The organism is Escherichia sp. HH26CH (assembly GCF_009820205.1).
GTDB lineage: Bacteria > Pseudomonadota > Gammaproteobacteria > Enterobacterales > Enterobacteriaceae > Escherichia > Escherichia coli_F.
This window is the reverse complement of record NZ_VNXM01000019.1, coordinates 25,478-41,960: the sequence shown is the minus strand read 5'-3', so window position 1 is coordinate 41,960 and position 16,483 is coordinate 25,478. Positions and strand designations below refer to the sequence as shown.

Genomic DNA, 16,483 nt, shown 5'->3' with positions numbered 1-16,483 from the left:
TATGCCTCTCCTGCTGTCAGTTAAAAGGTTGTAAGTCGACGCGCGCCATCATTGCGGCCAACTGCGGACGATCGGTAATACCCACATTGCTTTGACTTACCGCCAGGGCTGCAACAGCTGTCGCCAGACGCAGTGTGTGTTCACTGGATTCACGCATCAGCAAGCCATAAATCAGGCCACCAACCATAGAATCCCCTGCGCCAACGGTGCTTACGACATCGACTGACGGTGGTTTGGCGATCCATTCGCCGGAGGCATTAACCCAAAGCGCGCCTTCGGCACCCAGTGAAATAACGACATGCGCGATACCTTGTTCACGCAGCGCATGCGCAGCTTCAATCACATCTTTCATTTCAGGCAGTTTACGGCCCGCCCAGATTTCCAGCTCGCGGCGGTTAGGTTTCACCAGCCACGGTGCCGCTTTCAAACCTGCCACTAACGCTTCACGGCTACTATCAAAGATAATGCAAGGACACTGACTACGCAGGCGAGTCATCCAGTCGGTGAACGCTTCCGGGCTGACGCCTGACGGTAAGCTTCCGCTGACACAGACCATATCGAACTGACCGAGCCAGCTCAGAGAATCAGTCACAAAGCGTTCCCAGTCGGCGGGGGTAACTTCAAAACCCGAGAAGTTGAAGTCGGTCACTTCGCCGTCTTTTTCCGTCAGCTTAACGTTAATTCGGGTGCGCCCCTGTACAACCTGGAAACGGTTGGCAATGCCCAGCTCGCTGAACAGTTGCTGAAAACCATCCTGATTGTCTTTACCGAGGAAGCCGCCAACGGTGACATCAATTCCCAGGTCTTTTAATACTTTGGCCACGTTGATGCCTTTACCCGCCGCATGCAGACCGGTGGTTTTCACCAGGTTCACTTCGCCGCGTTCAATTTCCGGGCAGAAACCAACAAGGTCATAAGCCGGATTAAGGGTGATAGTAGCAACACGTCTGCTCATTATGCGCCCTCCCCAAGACCAGCAGCGATAGCGTCGCCAATGGCTTTCAGCGCCTGCTCAGCATCTGCACCCTGGGCGGTAAAGCGTAGGCGATGACCTTTCTTAACGCCAAGTGCCACAACTTTCATCAGACTACGTCCGTTTGCCGGTTTGCCGGTGCCATCAAGGTTTGTCACGGTAATATCACTGTTAAATTGTTTAATAGTATTAACCAGCATGGTACCTGGACGAGCATGCAGGCCGTGTTCATTGCGCACCACAAACTCCGCGCTTAACACGTCGTCGGTCGGCGCATCATCGCTGGTCAGCAGCGCCAGCAACGTTGCCGCATCCGCTTTCAGCAAACGGTCAGCTTTATTGTCGAGCAACAAATCAGCGAGACGCTTAAGAACCGCGACGGGCTGATCGTCATTCATCGCCACACTCACCAGCATGGCTGCCGTTTCGCCGTCCACATCAAAAGCATTTGCCGCACGGCTTACCGCAATCGCGCTACGCAAATTGCCTTCAGCGCTATCGCTCAGCCAGATGCCCTGTCCGAGGTTCAGCGGTTGTTCATTGATAGCTTTAGTGACGAAGGTGGCGTCAACTGCCCCTGCTTCTTTCAGACGCGCAGCATTAAGCGCCTGAAGCGTCAGCAGATCGCTGGCGACAATATCCAGCGTCAGCATTTCGTTATCGAGCTTCAGCTGCTCACTCTGCTTTTCGCCCATCAGCAATGCGCGAAGTTCTTCTGCTGTCGTTGCTGACTTCAGCTGTTCAGCAACGGAATCATCGCTCAGTACGTGGGTCAGCTGGCGTAACAGACCCAGATGTTCATCCGAGCTGGCAGCAATACCGATCGCCACGTACGCTACCTGGCCGTCACCCCAGGTGACGCCTTCCGGGAACTGAAATACCTGAACGCCGGTTTTCAGCACCTGATCGCGGGTGTCGGTAGTGCCGTGTGGAATAGCAATACCATTGCCGAGGAACGTAGAGGTTTGCTGTTCGCGCGCCAGCATGCCATTGACGTAGCCTTCAGCTACATTACCGGCCTGCACCAGCGCCGCAGCGACCTGGCGAATCGCCTCTTCTTTGTCTCCGGCCTTTTCGCCCGGATGGATGTCCTGTACGGATAACTGGAACATAGTTCTCCTCTCTTGCTGAATTGAAACGATTCAGCTTCTATGAGAAAAAAAGCGCCAACCTGGCTTAGGGTTAAAGACAAGATCGCGCTGAAACGTTTCAAGAAAGCATAATACTTCTGTTTCAGCACGCAAGGAAAGCCGTAAAGTTATGAACAAAAGTTTGATGTGCTGCACAATTTTTTGTCATTTTTCCGAATTGCTGATGGGAAAATCCGTGGTCAGTAATTTCAATTCAGCAGCGTCAGCAGACAATCAGCAAGAGTGAAATGGCATTTTGATTATTCGTGGCGCTTTTGATTTTGCTGTCTGTTTATTTACTGACAAGCAGCGTAAACTCCGCGTCTTCATCTTCCAGTGATCGACCAGCATGCATAACTCCCCCGCAGTCTCCAGCGCGAAATCGTTTGACCTGACCTCGACGGCGTTTTTAATCGTTGCCTTTCTCACCGGTATTGCGGGCGCTCTGCAAACCCCGACACTCAGTATTTTCCTTACCGATGAAGTACATGCCCGTCCGGCGATGGTGGGATTCTTCTTTACCGGCAGCGCTGTCATTGGGATTCTGGTCAGTCAGTTTCTCGCCGGGCGCTCTGATAAGCGCGGCGATCGCAAATCGCTGATTGTCTTTTGCTGCCTGTTAGGCGTGCTGGCCTGCACCCTTTTTGCCTGGAATCGCAACTACTTTGTTTTGCTATTCGTTGGCGTCTTTCTTAGCAGCTTTGGCTCGACCGCTAACCCGCAAATGTTTGCCCTTGCACGTGAACATGCCGACAAAACCGGACGTGAGGCGGTGATGTTCAGCTCTTTTTTACGCGCTCAGGTTTCACTGGCATGGGTCATTGGCCCGCCGCTGGCTTATGCCTTAGCGATGGGTTTCAGCTTTACGGTAATGTATCTGAGCGCAGCGGTAGCGTTTATTGTTTGCGGCGTGATGGTGTGGCTGTTTTTACCGTCGATGCAAAAAGAGCTTCCGCTGGCGACCGGCACGGTTGAAGCGCCGCGCCGTAACCGTCGCGATACGCTGCTGCTGTTTGTCATTTGTACATTGATGTGGGGCTCGAACAGCCTGTACATCATCAACATGCCGCTATTTATTATCAACGAACTGCATCTTCCCGAGAAACTGGCCGGTGTGATGATGGGGACCGCCGCCGGGCTGGAAATCCCGACCATGTTGATTGCCGGATATTTTGCCAAACGTCTGGGTAAGCGTTTCTTAATGCGCGTTGCTGCCGTGGGTGGCGTCTGTTTTTACGCAGGAATGCTGATGGCGCATTCACCTGTCATTCTGTTGGGCTTGCAGCTGCTAAATGCTATTTTTATTGGCATTCTGGGCGGCATCGGGATGCTCTATTTTCAGGATTTGATGCCCGGTCAGGCAGGTTCAGCCACCACGCTCTATACCAACACGTCGCGCGTGGGCTGGATCATCGCAGGATCTGTGGCGGGCATCGTCGCCGAGATCTGGAATTATCACGCTGTGTTCTGGTTTGCGATGGTGATGATTATCGCCACTCTGTTTTGCTTACTGCGGATTAAAGATGTTTAAGGCGCGGTCAGCATTTCCAGATCGATAAGCCAGGTCATTGCCTGCTGACGCGAGTTACCGCACATTTCAGCGCTGGCTTGTAAGCCTGCACAGACTTTCGGCCGCAGTGGCGAGGTGAAAATTTTACAGCGTTGCTGTTCATCAAGCTGAATGCAGGGCGTATTGGCGGGCTTGCCATCTGGCATACCGGGAATAGGGCTGGAAATTGAAGGGGCAGTGCAACACGCCCCGCAACCCGGACGGCATTCCATACGTTGTTCTCTTAAGGTTAACCACCGGATTGATGAGCGCGCACAGTACCACCTTTTTTGCACCAGCAAAAGTGCGAATACCACTTGCCCGAAAGGCCCGTCGCGAGTACTTTGTCGCGATATTTTTGACATTTTCGACTACAGGAATTTTTCGATGCCAAGAGCGAACGAAATTAAAAAAGGTATGGTACTGAATTACAACGGCAAACTGCTGCTGGTTAAGGACATTGATATTCAGTCGCCCACTGCCCGTGGTGCCGCTACGCTGTACAAAATGCGTTTTTCTGATGTCCGTACCGGGCTGAAAGTAGAAGAGCGTTTCAAAGGAGATGATATCGTTGACACCGTGACGCTGACCCGCCGTTACGTTGACTTCTCCTATGTCGATGGCAACGAATATGTCTTTATGGATAAAGAAGACTATACCCCGTATACCTTCACCAAAGATCAGATTGAAGAAGAGTTGCTGTTTATGCCAGAGGGCGGCATGCCGGACATGCAGGTGCTGACCTGGGACGGTCAATTGCTGGCGCTTGAGCTGCCGCAGACCGTTGATCTGGAAATCGTTGAAACCGCACCAGGCATCAAAGGGGCATCTGCCAGCGCCCGTAACAAACCGGCGACATTGAGCACTGGTCTGGTGATTCAGGTACCAGAATACTTAAGCCCGGGCGAAAAAATTCGTATCCATATCGAAGAACGCCGTTATATGGGGCGTGCTGACTAACTTCAGCCGCATGCAGAAAAGGGATAGCTCAGGCTGTCCCTTTTTTAATTTATTATACCAATCTTCTATTTTGCGCTTCCTGAACACCTTACGCCCGCAATATTCACTCGTTGATTGATCGCCCTCACACTTCATCGCATTAACAATCCAGACCAATTTCAATTGCTGTCATATAACTTTACACTGTCGTTGTTAATTAATCGTTACTAAGACGTGACTCCTATGAATACAATCGCCTCCGTTACGCTCCCGCATCATGTACACGCTCCACGCTACGATCGCCAGCAGTTGCAATCACGTATCGTTCATTTTGGCTTTGGAGCCTTTCACCGCGCACATCAGGCGTTACTGACCGATCGTGTGCTGAATGCCCAGGGCGGTGACTGGGGGATCTGTGAAATCAGCTTGTTCAGCGGCGATCAACTGATGAGCCAGCTCCGCGCACAGAACCATTTATATACCGTGCTGGAGAAAGGTGCGGACGGCAATCAGGCGATAATTGTCGGTGCCGTTCACGAATGCCTGAATGCAAAACTGGATTCCTTAGTGGCAATTATTGAGAAATTTTGCGAGCCACAGGTGGCAATTGTTTCCCTGACGATTACCGAAAAAGGCTATTGTATTGACCCGGCCACCGGTGCACTCGACACCAGCAATCCGCGGATTATTCACGATCTTCAAAATCCTGAAGAACCTCACTCCGCGCCGGGTATTCTCGTCGAAGCACTGAAACGACGCCGTGAACGCGGCCTTGCACCGTTTACCGTACTCTCCTGCGACAATATTCCCGACAATGGCCATGTGGTGAAAAACGCGGTGCAGGGGATGGCGGAAAAACGTTCACCAGAACTCGCCGGGTGGATAAAAGAACACGTCAGTTTTCCGGGAACCATGGTCGACCGTATTGTTCCGGCAGCAACCGACGAATCACTGGCGGAAATCAGCCAACATCTGGGGGTGAATGATCCCTGCGCGATTAGCTGCGAACCGTTTATCCAGTGGGTGGTGGAAGATAACTTCGTCGCTGGGCGTCCTGCCTGGGAAGTCGCAGGTGTACAAATGGTGAATGATGTCCTGCCATGGGAAGAGATGAAACTGCGTATGCTTAATGGCAGCCACTCTTTTCTCGCTTATCTGGGTTACCTCTCAGGATTCGCGCACATCAGTGATTGCATGCAGGATCGCGCATTTCGCCATGCCGCCAGAGCATTAATGCTGGATGAGCAAGCGCCGACACTGCGAATTAAAGATGTCGATTTAACACAATATGCAGATAAGTTAATTGCACGTTTTGCTAACCCGGCGCTGAAACATAAGACCTGGCAAATCGCAATGGATGGTAGCCAGAAATTACCGCAACGTATGCTGGCTGGTATTCGCATACATCTGGCGCGCGAAACGGACTGGTCGTTGCTGGCATTAGGAGTTGCAGGCTGGATGCGTTACGTCAGCGGCGTTGATGATGCCGGAAATGCCATTGATGTTCGCGATCCGCTTAGCGATAAAATTTGCGAACTTGTTGCGGGCAGTAGCAGTGAACAACGCGTAACCGCCCTGCTTTCTCTGCGTGAAGTTTTCGGTGATGATCTGCCAGATAACCCGCATTTTGTGCAGGCTATCGAACAAGCCTGGCAGCAAATCGCACAATTCGGCGCGCATCAGGCGCTATTAAACACCCTCAAAATTTAACGATTTCTGCGGTTAAAGCGGATGAAGCTCGCCTTCGTCCGCTCTCCCCTTCTCTTTTCTGCCTTTTTTAGCCAGGATTAACGCTCAGTTAACTTTTAAGAGTATTGCGGAGCCGTTGTGACCAGGACCAACCTCATCACCGGTTTTCTCGGCAGCGGGAAAACTACGTCGATTCTTCATCTGTTAGCCCATAAAGATCCCAACGAAAAATGGGCGGTACTGGTTAATGAATTTGGGGAAGTCGGAATTGATGGTGCTTTGCTCGCCGATAGCGGCGCATTGTTGAAAGAGATCCCCGGCGGCTGTATGTGCTGCGTTAATGGTTTACCCATGCAGGTAGGGTTGAATACCTTACTGCGTCAGGGAAAACCAGACCGCTTGTTGATAGAGCCGACCGGGCTGGGCCATCCGAAACAGATCCTCGATCTCTTAACCGCGCCCGTGTATGAACCGTGGATAGATCTGCGCGCCACGTTGTGCATTCTCGATCCACGCCTGCTGCTGGACGAAAAAAGCGCCAGCAATGAAAACTTCCGTGACCAGCTGGCTGCCGCAGACATTATTGTCGCCAATAAATCCGACCGTGCGACGCCCGAAAGTGAGCAAGCGCTACAGAGCTGGTGGCAGCAAAATGGTGGCGATCGGCAATTAATTCACAGCGAGCATGGGAAAATTGACGGTCATCTTCTGGATTTGCCACGTCGCAATTTAGCCGAGTTGCCCGCCAGCGCGGCGCATTCTCATCAGCATAGCGTGAAAAAAGGGTTAGCAGCGTTAAGCCTGCCAGAGCATCAACGCTGGCGTCGCAGTCTGAACAGTGGACAAGGGCATCAGGCCTGTGGCTGGATATTCGACGCTGATACGGTATTCGACACCATTGGCATTCTGGAATGGGCGCGACTTGCACCGGTGGAACGCGTCAAAGGCGTGATGCGTATTCCCGAAGGGCTGGTGCGAATCAACCGTCAGGGCGATGACCTGCACATTGAAACGCAAAACGTTGCGCCACCGGACAGTCGTATTGAGCTGATTTCCAGCAGCGAAGCTGACTGGAATGCTTTGCAGAGCGCGCTGTTGAAGCTTCGTTTAGCGACTACCGCGTAAGGTTGCCTGCGTTTTTCAGTAAGATAATTAGAGAAAATATGATTAAAAATTTGCCGCAAATAGTGTTGTTGAATATTGTCGGCCTCGCGCTGTTTCTTTCCTGGTATATTCCCGTTAATCATGGATTCTGGTTGCCGATTGATGCGGATATTTTTTATTTCTTTAATCAGAAACTGGTCGAAAGTAAGGCCTTTTTGTGGCTGGTTGCATTGACCAATAATCGTGCCTTCGACGGTTGTTCACTGCTGGCAATGGGAATGTTGATGCTGAGTTTCTGGCTGAAAGAAAACGCCCCAGGCAGACGACGTATCGTGATTATTGGTCTGGTCATGCTATTAACTGCAGTGGTCTTAAACCAACTGGGACAGGCATTAATTCCTGTAAAACGGGCCAGCCCAACATTAACTTTTGCCAATATTAACCGCGTCAGCGAACTGCTCCCTATCCCCACGAAAGATGCCTCACGAGACAGCTTTCCCGGCGATCACGGCATGATGCTGCTTATTTTTTCGGCATTCATGTGGCGTTATTTCGGCAAAGTCGCAGGCCTTATCGCCCTTATTATTTTTGTGGTTTTTGCATTTCCCAGAGTAATGATTGGTGCACACTGGTTTACTGACATCATTGTTGGTTCGATGACCGTGATATTGATTGGTTTGCCCTGGATGTTGCTGACGCCATTAAGTGATCGATTAATCACCTTTTTTGACAAATCACTACCGGGAAAAAACAAACATTTCCAAAACAAATAACTCACGGTAATTAACATCATCAGGTTTATTTTTATAGTAAGGATATTCCTGATGATGTGCGCCTTTGCTTTCTTTCATCGAACACAAAAATCATTCCCTAAGTAAATGAATGGATTGTATGCGTTTCACTCAATCGTACTTTAATTGACCAATCCCGCTTATTAACTTTCTGTATCACTTTTTCTTATAAAAAATCATGTAAAACCACTCGCCAAGACCGCACCAATCGGGTAATCTCGAACTCGTTTTGCCTCGGCGGTAGATTATCCTCACAGCATATAATTTTGTGCGTTAGTCCACAGATTTGGCCTTAAGGAATTGTTTCAACATGCCCAGGTAATTAGTCTCGTGTCGCTTGGCATTTTTTTATAACGATATTTGTCGTTAAGGACTTCAAGGGAAAACAAACAACATGGTCAAATCTCAACCGATTTTGAGATATATCTTGCGCGGGATCCCCGCGATTGCAGTAGCGGTTCTGCTTTCTGCATGTAGTGCAAATAACACCGCAAAGAATATGCATCCTGAGACACGTGCAGTGGGTAGTGAAACATCATCACTGCAAGCTTCTCAGGATGAATTTGAAAACCTGGTTCGTAATGTCGACGTAAAATCGCGAATTATGGATCAGTATGCTGACTGGAAAGGCGTACGCTATCGTCTGGGCGGCAGCACTAAAAAAGGTATCGATTGTTCTGGTTTCGTACAGCGTACATTCCGTGAGCAATTTGGCTTAGAACTTCCGCGTTCGACTTACGAACAGCAGGAAATGGGTAAATCTGTTTCCCGCAGTAATTTGCGTACGGGTGATTTAGTTCTGTTCCGCGCCGGTTCAACGGGACGCCATGTCGGTATTTATATCGGCAACAATCAGTTTGTCCATGCTTCCACCAGCAGTGGTGTTATTATTTCCAGCATGAATGAACCGTACTGGAAGAAGCGTTACAACGAAGCACGCCGGGTTCTCAGCCGCAGCTAATAAACCGTTTGGATGCAATCCCTTGGCTATCCTGACGAGTTAACTGAAAGCACTGCTTAGGCAGTGCTTTTTTGTTTTCATTCATCAGAGAAAATGATGTTTCCGCGTCTTGATCCAGGCTATAGTCCGGTCATTGTTATCTTTTAAATGTTGTCGTAATTTCAGGAAATTAACGGAATCATGTTCATACGCGCTCCCAATTCTGGACGTAAGCTTATGCTTACCTGCATCGTTGCAGGCGTGATGATTGCGCTACTGGTGAGCTGCCTTCAGTTTTTAGTGGCCTGGCATAAGCACGAAGTCAAATACGACACACTGATTACCGACGTACAAAAGTATCTCGATACCTATTTTGCCGACCTGAAATCCACTACTGACCGGCTCCAGCCGCTGACCTTAGATACTTGTCAGCAAGCTAACCCCGAACTGACCGCCCGTGCGGCGTTTAGTATGAATGTCCGTACGTTTGTGCTGGTAAAAGATAAAAAAACATTCTGTTCATCTGCGACTGGTGAGATGGACATTCCACTCAATGAATTGATTCCGGCGCTCGACATTAATAAAAACGTCGATATGGCGATCTTACCCGGCACGCCGATGGTGCCGAACAAACCCGCAATCGTCATCTGGTATCGCAACCCTTTGCTGAAAAATAGCGGCGTGTTTGCCGCTCTGAATCTCAATCTGACGCCTTCTCTCTTCTATAGCTCACGGCAAGAAGATTACGATGGCGTCGCCCTCATTATTGGCAATACTGCGCTATCTACCTTTTCGTCACGTTTGATGAATGTTAATGAATTAACCGACATGCCGGTCCGTGAAACTAAAATTGCGGGCATTCCTCTGACAGTTCGGCTTTATGCGGATGACTGGACATGGAACGATGTGTGGTATGCATTTTTACTGGGCGGCATGAGTGGAACAATGGTTGGACTTCTCTGCTATTACCTGATGAGCGTGCGTATGCGACCGGGCAGAGAAATCATGACCGCCATCAAGCGCGAACAATTTTACGTGGTATATCAACCAGTGGTTGATACACAAGCTTTGCGGGTAACAGGCCTGGAAGTACTGCTACGCTGGCGGCATCCTGTAGCGGGAGAAATTCCCCCGGATGCCTTCATTAACTTTGCCGAATCGCAAAAGATGATTGTGCCGCTGACTCAGCACCTGTTTGAGTTGATTGCCCGTGATGCCGCAGAATTAGAAAAAGTACTGCCGGTAGGCGTCAAATTTGGCATTAACATTGCGCCGGACCATCTGCATAGCGAAAGCTTTAAAGCTGATATCCAAAAATTGCTCACTTCCCTGCCCGCACATCATTTCCAGATTGTGCTGGAAATTACCGAGCGCGATATGTTGAAAGAGCAAGAAGCCACGCAACTCTTCGCCTGGTTGCATTCAGTCGGCGTTGAAATTGCTATTGATGACTTTGGCACCGGGCACAGCGCGCTTATCTATCTTGAGCGTTTTACGCTCGATTATCTGAAAATTGATCGTGGATTTATCAACGCCATCGGTACGGAAACGATCACTTCACCCGTACTTGACGCGGTGCTGACGCTGGCGAAACGTCTCAATATGCTGACGGTTGCTGAAGGGGTTGAAACGCCGGAACAGGCGCGATGGCTAAGCGAACGCGGCGTTAATTTCATGCAAGGCTACTGGATCAGTCGCCCATTACCGCTGGACGATTTTGTCCGCTGGCTGAAGAAACCGTATACGCCGCAGTGGTAAGGCGTGCTTACGTCCCTTATTATTCATAGTGAAAGCATGCCGGTTTGCGGCTAATGATGAGTAAAAGGAAATCTGTTGCAGATGATTGTGCGCATACTGCTGCTGTTTATCGCTCTGTTCACCTTTGGTGTGCAGGCGCAGGCTATCAAGGAAAGCTATGCCTTTGCGGTACTGGGCGAACCCCGGTACGCGTTTAATTTCAACCATTTTGATTATGTGAACCCCGCCGCGCCAAAAGGTGGGCAGATAACGTTGTCAGCCCTCGGCACCTTCGATAATTTCAACCGCTATGCACTGCGCGGCAACCCGGGCGCACGCACCGAGCAGTTGTACGACACGCTATTTACTACTTCCGATGACGAGCCAGGCAGTTATTATCCGCTGATTGCCGAAAGTGCGCGCTATGCTGACGATTATTCCTGGGTGGAGGTCGCTATTAATCCGCGCGCCCGTTTTCATGATGGTTCCCCCATTACTGCCCGCGATGTAGAGTTTACTTTTCAAAAATTTATGACCGAAGGCGTGCCGCAATTTCGTCTGGTCTACAAAGGCACCACCGTCAAAGCCATTGCACCATTAACCGTGCGTATTGAGTTAGCGAAACCCGGCAAAGAAGATATGTTGAGTCTGTTTTCGCTGCCGGTATTTCCAGAAAAGTACTGGAAGAATCACAAACTTAGCGATCCGCTCGCCACGCCTCCGCTTGCCAGTGGTCCGTACCGAATTACGTCCTGGAAAATGGGGCAAAATATTGTCTATTCCCGCGTGAAAGATTACTGGGCAGCAAACTTACCGGTAAACCGTGGACGCTGGAATTTCGACACCATTCGCTACGATTACTACCTCGATGATAATGTCGCCTTTGAAGCGTTTAAAGCCGGTGCCTTTGATTTGCGTATGGAAAACGACGCCAAAAACTGGGCCACGCGCTATACCGGTAAAAATTTCGATAAGAAATACATCATCAAAGATGAGCAAAAGAACGAATCAGCCCAGGATACGCGCTGGCTGGCGTTTAATATCCAACGTCCGGTATTCAGCGATCGCCGGGTCCGGGAAGCGATCACTCTCGCCTTTGACTTTGAATGGATGAACAAGGCGTTGTTTTACAATGCCTGGAGTCGCACGAACAGTTATTTTCAGAATACCGAATACGCAGCCAGAAATTACCCCGACGCCGCGGAGCTGGTGCTTCTGGCACCAATGAAAAAAGATCTTCCGCCAGAAGTCTTCACACAAATCTACCAGCCGCCGGTATCGAAAGGCGATGGCTACGATCGTGACAACCTGTTAAAAGCCGACAAACTTCTCAATGAAGCGGGCTGGGTGCTGAAGGGTCAGCAACGCGTTAATGCCACAACGGGTCAGCCTCTCAGCTTTGAATTATTGCTTCCCGCAAGCAGCAATAGTCAGTGGGTATTACCGTTCCAGCACAGCCTGCAACGGCTGGGTATCAACATGGACATTCGCAAGGTGGATAACTCGCAAATCACCAACCGCATGCGCAGTCGCGACTATGACATGATGCCGCGCGTATGGCGGGCGATGCCGTGGCCCAGTTCCGATTTACAGATTTCCTGGTCATCGGAATATATCAACTCCACTTATAATGCCCCCGGCGTGCAAAGTCCGGTTATCGACTCGCTGATCAACCAAATTATTGCCGCGCAGGGAAATAAAGAAAAATTACTGCCGTTGGGGCGAGCACTGGATCGCGTATTAACGTGGAATTATTACATGCTGCCAATGTGGTATATGGCGGAAGACCGTCTCGCCTGGTGGGATAAATTCTCTCAACCCGCAGTGCGCCCTGTTTACAGCCTGGGTATCGATACCTGGTGGTATGACGTTAATAAAGCGACGAAACTGCCGTCAGCCAGACAACAGGGAGAGTAGATGGGCGCTTATCTGATTCGCCGTCTGTTGCTGGTGATCCCAACGTTATGGGCGATTATCACTATCAACTTTTTCATCGTGCAAATTGCGCCTGGCGGTCCGGTCGACCAGGCCATCGCCGCCATTGAGTTTGGTAATGCCGGAGTATTACCCGGCGCTGGCGGTGAAGGTGTTCGTGCCAGCCATGCACAAACGGGCGTCGGCAATATCAGCGACAGTAATTACCGTGGCGGACGCGGATTAGATCCAGAAGTGATCGCCGAGATCACTCATCGCTACGGTTTTGATAAGCCGATCCACGAACGTTACTTCAAAATGCTCTGGGACTACATCCGCTTTGATTTTGGCGATAGCCTGTTTCGCAGCGCCTCGGTGCTGACGCTGATTAAAGACAGTCTGCCGGTTTCCATCACCCTCGGATTGTGGAGCACGCTGATTATCTATCTGGTGTCGATTCCGTTAGGCATTCGTAAAGCTGTTTATAATGGTAGCCGCTTTGACGTCTGGAGTAGCGCATTTATCATCATCGGCTACGCCATTCCGGCCTTTTTGTTTGCCATCCTGCTGATTGTCTTCTTCGCGGGCGGCAGCTATTTCGACCTGTTCCCTCTGCGCGGCCTGGTTTCCGCTAACTTTGATTCGCTGCCGTGGTATCAGAAAATCACCGATTATCTGTGGCATATCACGCTGCCGGTGCTGGCGACGGTGATTGGCGGCTTTGCGGCGCTGACCATGCTGACAAAAAACTCATTCCTTGATGAAGTGCGCAAGCAATACGTGGTGACCGCCCGTGCGAAAGGGGTAAGTGAAAAAAATATTCTCTGGAAACATGTGTTCCGCAACGCCATGCTGCTGGTGATTGCCGGTTTTCCGGCGACGTTTATCAGCATGTTTTTTACCGGCTCGCTGCTGATTGAGGTGATGTTTTCACTCAATGGTCTTGGCTTACTGGGCTACGAAGCGACCGTCTCGCGCGATTATCCTGTAATGTTTGGTACCTTGTATATTTTCACCCTTATTGGCCTGCTGCTGAATATTGTCAGTGATATCAGCTATACGCTGGTCGATCCGCGTATAGATTTTGAGGGACGTTAATGTCGCGACTCAGCCCCGTCAATCAGGCCCGTTGGGCGCGTTTTCGTCATAACCGTCGCGGCTACTGGTCGTTATGGATTTTCCTCGTCTTATTTGGTTTGAGTTTGTGTTCTGAACTTATCGCCAACGATAAACCGTTGCTGGTACGTTATGACGGCAGTTGGTATTTCCCGTTATTGAAAAACTACAGCGAAAGCGATTTTGGCGGCCCGCTGGCAAGCCAGGCTGATTATCAGGACCCGTGGCTGAAACAGCGGTTGGAAGATAAAGGCTGGGTACTGTGGGCACCGATTCGCTTTGGTGCTACCAGTATCAACTTTGCTACCGATAAGCCCTTCCCTTCTCCACCCTCCCGGCAAAACTGGCTGGGAACGGATGCCAATGGCGGCGATGTGCTGGCGCGCATTCTCTATGGCACGCGGATCTCAGTTCTGTTTGGCCTGATGCTGACCCTCTGCTCCAGCGTGATGGGCGTGTTGGCGGGGGCGCTACAAGGCTATTACGGCGGTAAAGTCGATCTCTGGGGGCAACGTTTTATTGAAGTATGGTCGGGGATGCCGACGCTGTTTTTGATTATTTTACTTTCCAGCGTCGTACAGCCTAACTTCTGGTGGCTGTTGGCAATTACCGTCTTGTTTGGCTGGATGAGTCTGGTCGGCGTGGTGCGGGCGGAGTTTTTACGTACCCGTAATTTCGACTACATCCGTGCGGCGCAGGCGCTTGGCGTCAGCGATCGCAGTATCATCCTGCGTCATATGTTGCCAAATGCCATGGTCGCTACCCTCACCTTTTTACCGTTTATTTTATGTAGTTCGATCACCACCCTGACCTCACTCGATTTCCTCGGCTTCGGTCTGCCGCTCGGTTCACCGTCACTCGGCGAACTGCTGTTACAAGGGAAAAATAACCTTCAGGCCCCGTGGCTTGGGATCACCGCCTTCTTGTCGGTGGCGATATTGTTGTCTTTGCTGATCTTTATTGGTGAAGCCGTCCGCGACGCATTTGATCCTAATAAGGCGGTGTAGCATGACGCAAACTCTGTTAGCGATTGAAAATTTGTCGGTGGGTTTTCGCCATCAGCAAACCGTACGCACAGTAGTCAATGATGTTTCACTACAGATTGAGGCTGGCGAAACGCTGGCGCTGGTGGGTGAGTCTGGTTCAGGTAAGAGCGTTACCGCGCTGTCAATTTTACGCCTGCTCCCTTCCCCGCCGGTTGAATATCTCTCCGGCGATATTCGTTTTCATGGCGAATCGCTGCTTCATGCCAGCGATCAAACGTTACGCGGTGTACGCGGTAATAAGATTGCCATGATTTTTCAGGAACCGATGGTGTCGTTAAATCCATTGCATACCCTGGAAAAACAGCTTTATGAAGTGCTTTCACTCCACCGCGGAATGCGTCGGGAAGCGGCTCGTGGCGAAATTCTTAACTGCCTTGATCGCGTCGGTATCCGCCAGGCGGCAAAACGGCTGACAGATTATCCGCATCAGCTCTCCGGCGGCGAACGCCAGCGGGTGATGATTGCGATGGCGCTGTTAACGCGACCGGAATTATTAATTGCCGATGAACCGACCACCGCGCTGGACGTCTCTGTCCAGGCGCAGATTTTACAGCTGTTGCGCGAACTGCAAGGCGAGCTGAATATGGGCATGCTGTTTATTACTCATAACCTCAGTATTGTCAGAAAACTGGCTCACCGCGTGGCGGTAATGCAAAACGGTCGCTGTGTCGAGCAAAATAACGCTGCTACGCTATTTGCCTCACCCACTCATCCCTACACACAAAAGCTACTCAACAGTGAACCATCAGGCGACCCGGTCCCATTGCCAGAACCTGCCTCAACGTTGCTAGATGTTGAACAGCTTCAGGTTGCCTTCCCCATTCGCAAAGGGATTTTGAAGCGCATTGTGGATCATAATGTGGTGGTGAAAAACATCAGTTTTACGCTACGGGCGGGTGAAACACTGGGTTTAGTGGGCGAGTCCGGTTCCGGGAAAAGCACGACGGGACTGGCGCTGCTGCGACTGATTAACTCTCAGGGCAGCATCGTTTTTGACGGTCAGCCATTGCAAAATTTAAACCGCCGTCAGCTATTACCTATTCGCCATCGCATTCAGGTGGTATTTCAGGATCCTAACTCCTCGCTCAACCCACGACTCAACGTTTTGCAAATTATCGAGGAAGGTTTACGGGTTCACCAGCCGATGCTTTCTGCCGTGCAACGCGAACAACAAGTGATAGCCGTGATGCATGAAGTGGGATTAGATCCTGAAACACGCCACCGTTATCCGGCGGAGTTCTCTGGTGGTCAGCGGCAACGTATTGCGATTGCCAGGGCGTTAATTCTTAAGCCCTCGCTGATCATTCTTGATGAACCAACATCATCGCTCGACAAAACGGTACAGGCGCAAATATTGACGCTATTGAAATCATTGCAACAAAAGCATCAATTGGCCTATTTGTTTATCAGTCACGATTTGCACGTTGTCCGCGCGTTATGTCATCAGGTTATCGTACTGCGACAAGGGGAAGTAGTGGAACAAGGACCGTGCGCGCGCGTGTTTGCCGCACCGCAGCAGGAGTATACGCGTCAGCTACTGGCGTTGAGCTGACGC

14 protein-coding genes are annotated in these 16,483 nt (G+C 50.5%); 11 read left to right on the top strand and 3 right to left on the bottom strand.

Going from position 1 to position 16,483, the window contains the following annotated elements:
- Nucleotides 1-16: 16 nt before the first annotated feature.
- Nucleotides 17-955: a 1-phosphofructokinase gene (fruK, locus tag FQ015_RS07210; protein WP_000091263.1), complete on the bottom strand. Its 939-nt coding sequence runs from the start codon at nucleotides 953-955 to the stop codon at nucleotides 17-19.
- Nucleotides 955-2,085: a fused PTS fructose transporter subunit IIA/HPr protein gene (gene fruB / locus FQ015_RS07205; RefSeq protein WP_000487253.1), complete on the bottom strand. Its 1,131-nt coding sequence runs from the start codon at nucleotides 2,083-2,085 to the stop codon at nucleotides 955-957. The genes fruK and fruB overlap by 1 nt, the downstream gene beginning before the upstream one ends.
- A 367-nt stretch (nucleotides 2,086-2,452) precedes the next feature.
- Here fruB and setB point away from each other — a divergent pair, with 367 nt between their 5' ends.
- Complete coding sequence (gene setB, locus FQ015_RS07200; protein WP_000551977.1) at nucleotides 2,453-3,634, top strand: sugar efflux transporter SetB; 1,182 nt, start codon at nucleotides 2,453-2,455, stop codon at nucleotides 3,632-3,634.
- Here the strand turns inward: setB and FQ015_RS07195 are convergent.
- The gene (locus FQ015_RS07195) at nucleotides 3,631-3,885 is read right to left on the bottom strand and encodes a YkgJ family cysteine cluster protein (protein WP_000389030.1); all 255 of its coding nucleotides are present in this window, start codon (nucleotides 3,883-3,885) and stop codon (nucleotides 3,631-3,633) included. The genes setB and FQ015_RS07195 overlap by 4 nt on opposite strands.
- A 154-nt stretch (nucleotides 3,886-4,039) precedes the next feature.
- On the opposite strand from FQ015_RS07195, the gene yeiP reads away from it, so the two are divergent.
- From yeiP to yejF, 10 genes are all read left to right on the top strand, one after another.
- Complete coding sequence (gene yeiP, locus FQ015_RS07190) at nucleotides 4,040-4,612, top strand: elongation factor P-like protein YeiP (protein WP_001136827.1); 573 nt, start codon at nucleotides 4,040-4,042, stop codon at nucleotides 4,610-4,612.
- A 222-nt stretch (nucleotides 4,613-4,834) separates the two neighbouring features.
- On the top strand, nucleotides 4,835-6,301 hold the full coding sequence (locus FQ015_RS07185) for a mannitol dehydrogenase family protein (protein ID WP_160523893.1): 1,467 nt from the start codon (nucleotides 4,835-4,837) through the stop codon (nucleotides 6,299-6,301).
- A 117-nt stretch (nucleotides 6,302-6,418) separates the two neighbouring features.
- Nucleotides 6,419-7,405, top strand: a complete 987-nt coding sequence (gene yeiR / locus FQ015_RS07180) for a zinc-binding GTPase YeiR (RefSeq protein ID WP_000198827.1) — start codon at nucleotides 6,419-6,421, stop codon at nucleotides 7,403-7,405.
- A gap of 38 nt (nucleotides 7,406-7,443) precedes the next feature.
- On the top strand, nucleotides 7,444-8,157 hold the full coding sequence (lpxT, locus tag FQ015_RS07175) for a Kdo(2)-lipid A phosphotransferase (protein WP_001354773.1): 714 nt from the start codon (nucleotides 7,444-7,446) through the stop codon (nucleotides 8,155-8,157).
- 412 nt (nucleotides 8,158-8,569) lie between these two features.
- Nucleotides 8,570-9,136, top strand: coding sequence for a bifunctional murein DD-endopeptidase/murein LD-carboxypeptidase (mepS, locus tag FQ015_RS07170; RefSeq protein WP_000241011.1), 567 nt, complete (start codon nucleotides 8,570-8,572; stop codon nucleotides 9,134-9,136).
- 180 nt (nucleotides 9,137-9,316) lie between these two features.
- Nucleotides 9,317-10,873 (top strand): cyclic di-GMP phosphodiesterase, encoded by a 1,557-nt coding sequence (locus FQ015_RS07165; protein ID WP_039020517.1) that lies wholly within the window; start codon nucleotides 9,317-9,319, stop codon nucleotides 10,871-10,873.
- Between the two features lie 81 nt (nucleotides 10,874-10,954).
- A complete protein-coding gene (locus FQ015_RS07160) occupies nucleotides 10,955-12,769 on the top strand; it encodes an extracellular solute-binding protein (RefSeq protein ID WP_039020516.1) in 1,815 nt (604 codons plus the stop codon).
- Nucleotides 12,770-13,864 carry a microcin C ABC transporter permease YejB gene (locus tag FQ015_RS07155; RefSeq protein ID WP_000501604.1) on the top strand — a complete coding sequence of 365 codons (1,095 nt, stop codon included), beginning with the start codon at nucleotides 12,770-12,772 and terminating at the stop codon, nucleotides 13,862-13,864.
- Entirely contained in the window at nucleotides 13,864-14,889 is a 1,026-nt protein-coding gene (locus FQ015_RS07150; protein ID WP_000088899.1) for an ABC transporter permease, read from the top strand. Before FQ015_RS07155 ends, FQ015_RS07150 begins: the two co-directional genes overlap by 1 nt.
- A 1-nt stretch (nucleotide 14,890) precedes the next feature.
- Nucleotides 14,891-16,480 carry a microcin C ABC transporter ATP-binding protein YejF gene (gene yejF / locus FQ015_RS07145; RefSeq protein ID WP_160523892.1) on the top strand — a complete coding sequence of 530 codons (1,590 nt, stop codon included), beginning with the start codon at nucleotides 14,891-14,893 and terminating at the stop codon, nucleotides 16,478-16,480.
- Nucleotides 16,481-16,483 lie beyond the last annotated feature (3 nt).

Excerpts from the sequence above, each read along its gene's own strand:
- FQ015_RS07185 (WP_160523893.1), top strand. The coding sequence starts at position 4,835 with ATGAATACAATCGCCTCCGTTACGCTCCCGCATCATGTACACGCTCCA.
- lpxT (WP_001354773.1), top strand. The coding sequence starts at position 7,444 with ATGATTAAAAATTTGCCGCAAATAGTGTTGTTGAATATTGTCGGCCTC.
- mepS (WP_000241011.1), top strand. The coding sequence starts at position 8,570 with ATGGTCAAATCTCAACCGATTTTGAGATATATCTTGCGCGGGATCCCC.
- fruB (WP_000487253.1), bottom strand. The coding sequence starts at position 2,085 with ATGTTCCAGTTATCCGTACAGGACATCCATCCGGGCGAAAAGGCCGGA.
- FQ015_RS07155 (WP_000501604.1), top strand. The coding sequence starts at position 12,770 with ATGGGCGCTTATCTGATTCGCCGTCTGTTGCTGGTGATCCCAACGTTA.
- FQ015_RS07160 (WP_039020516.1), top strand. The coding sequence starts at position 10,955 with ATGATTGTGCGCATACTGCTGCTGTTTATCGCTCTGTTCACCTTTGGT.
- setB (WP_000551977.1), top strand. The coding sequence starts at position 2,453 with ATGCATAACTCCCCCGCAGTCTCCAGCGCGAAATCGTTTGACCTGACC.
- yeiP (WP_001136827.1), top strand. The coding sequence starts at position 4,040 with ATGCCAAGAGCGAACGAAATTAAAAAAGGTATGGTACTGAATTACAAC.
- FQ015_RS07195 (WP_000389030.1), bottom strand. The coding sequence starts at position 3,885 with ATGGAATGCCGTCCGGGTTGCGGGGCGTGTTGCACTGCCCCTTCAATT.
- yejF (WP_160523892.1), top strand. The coding sequence starts at position 14,891 with ATGACGCAAACTCTGTTAGCGATTGAAAATTTGTCGGTGGGTTTTCGC.
- fruK (WP_000091263.1), bottom strand. The coding sequence starts at position 955 with ATGAGCAGACGTGTTGCTACTATCACCCTTAATCCGGCTTATGACCTT.
- FQ015_RS07165 (WP_039020517.1), top strand. The coding sequence starts at position 9,317 with ATGTTCATACGCGCTCCCAATTCTGGACGTAAGCTTATGCTTACCTGC.
- FQ015_RS07150 (WP_000088899.1), top strand. The coding sequence starts at position 13,864 with ATGTCGCGACTCAGCCCCGTCAATCAGGCCCGTTGGGCGCGTTTTCGT.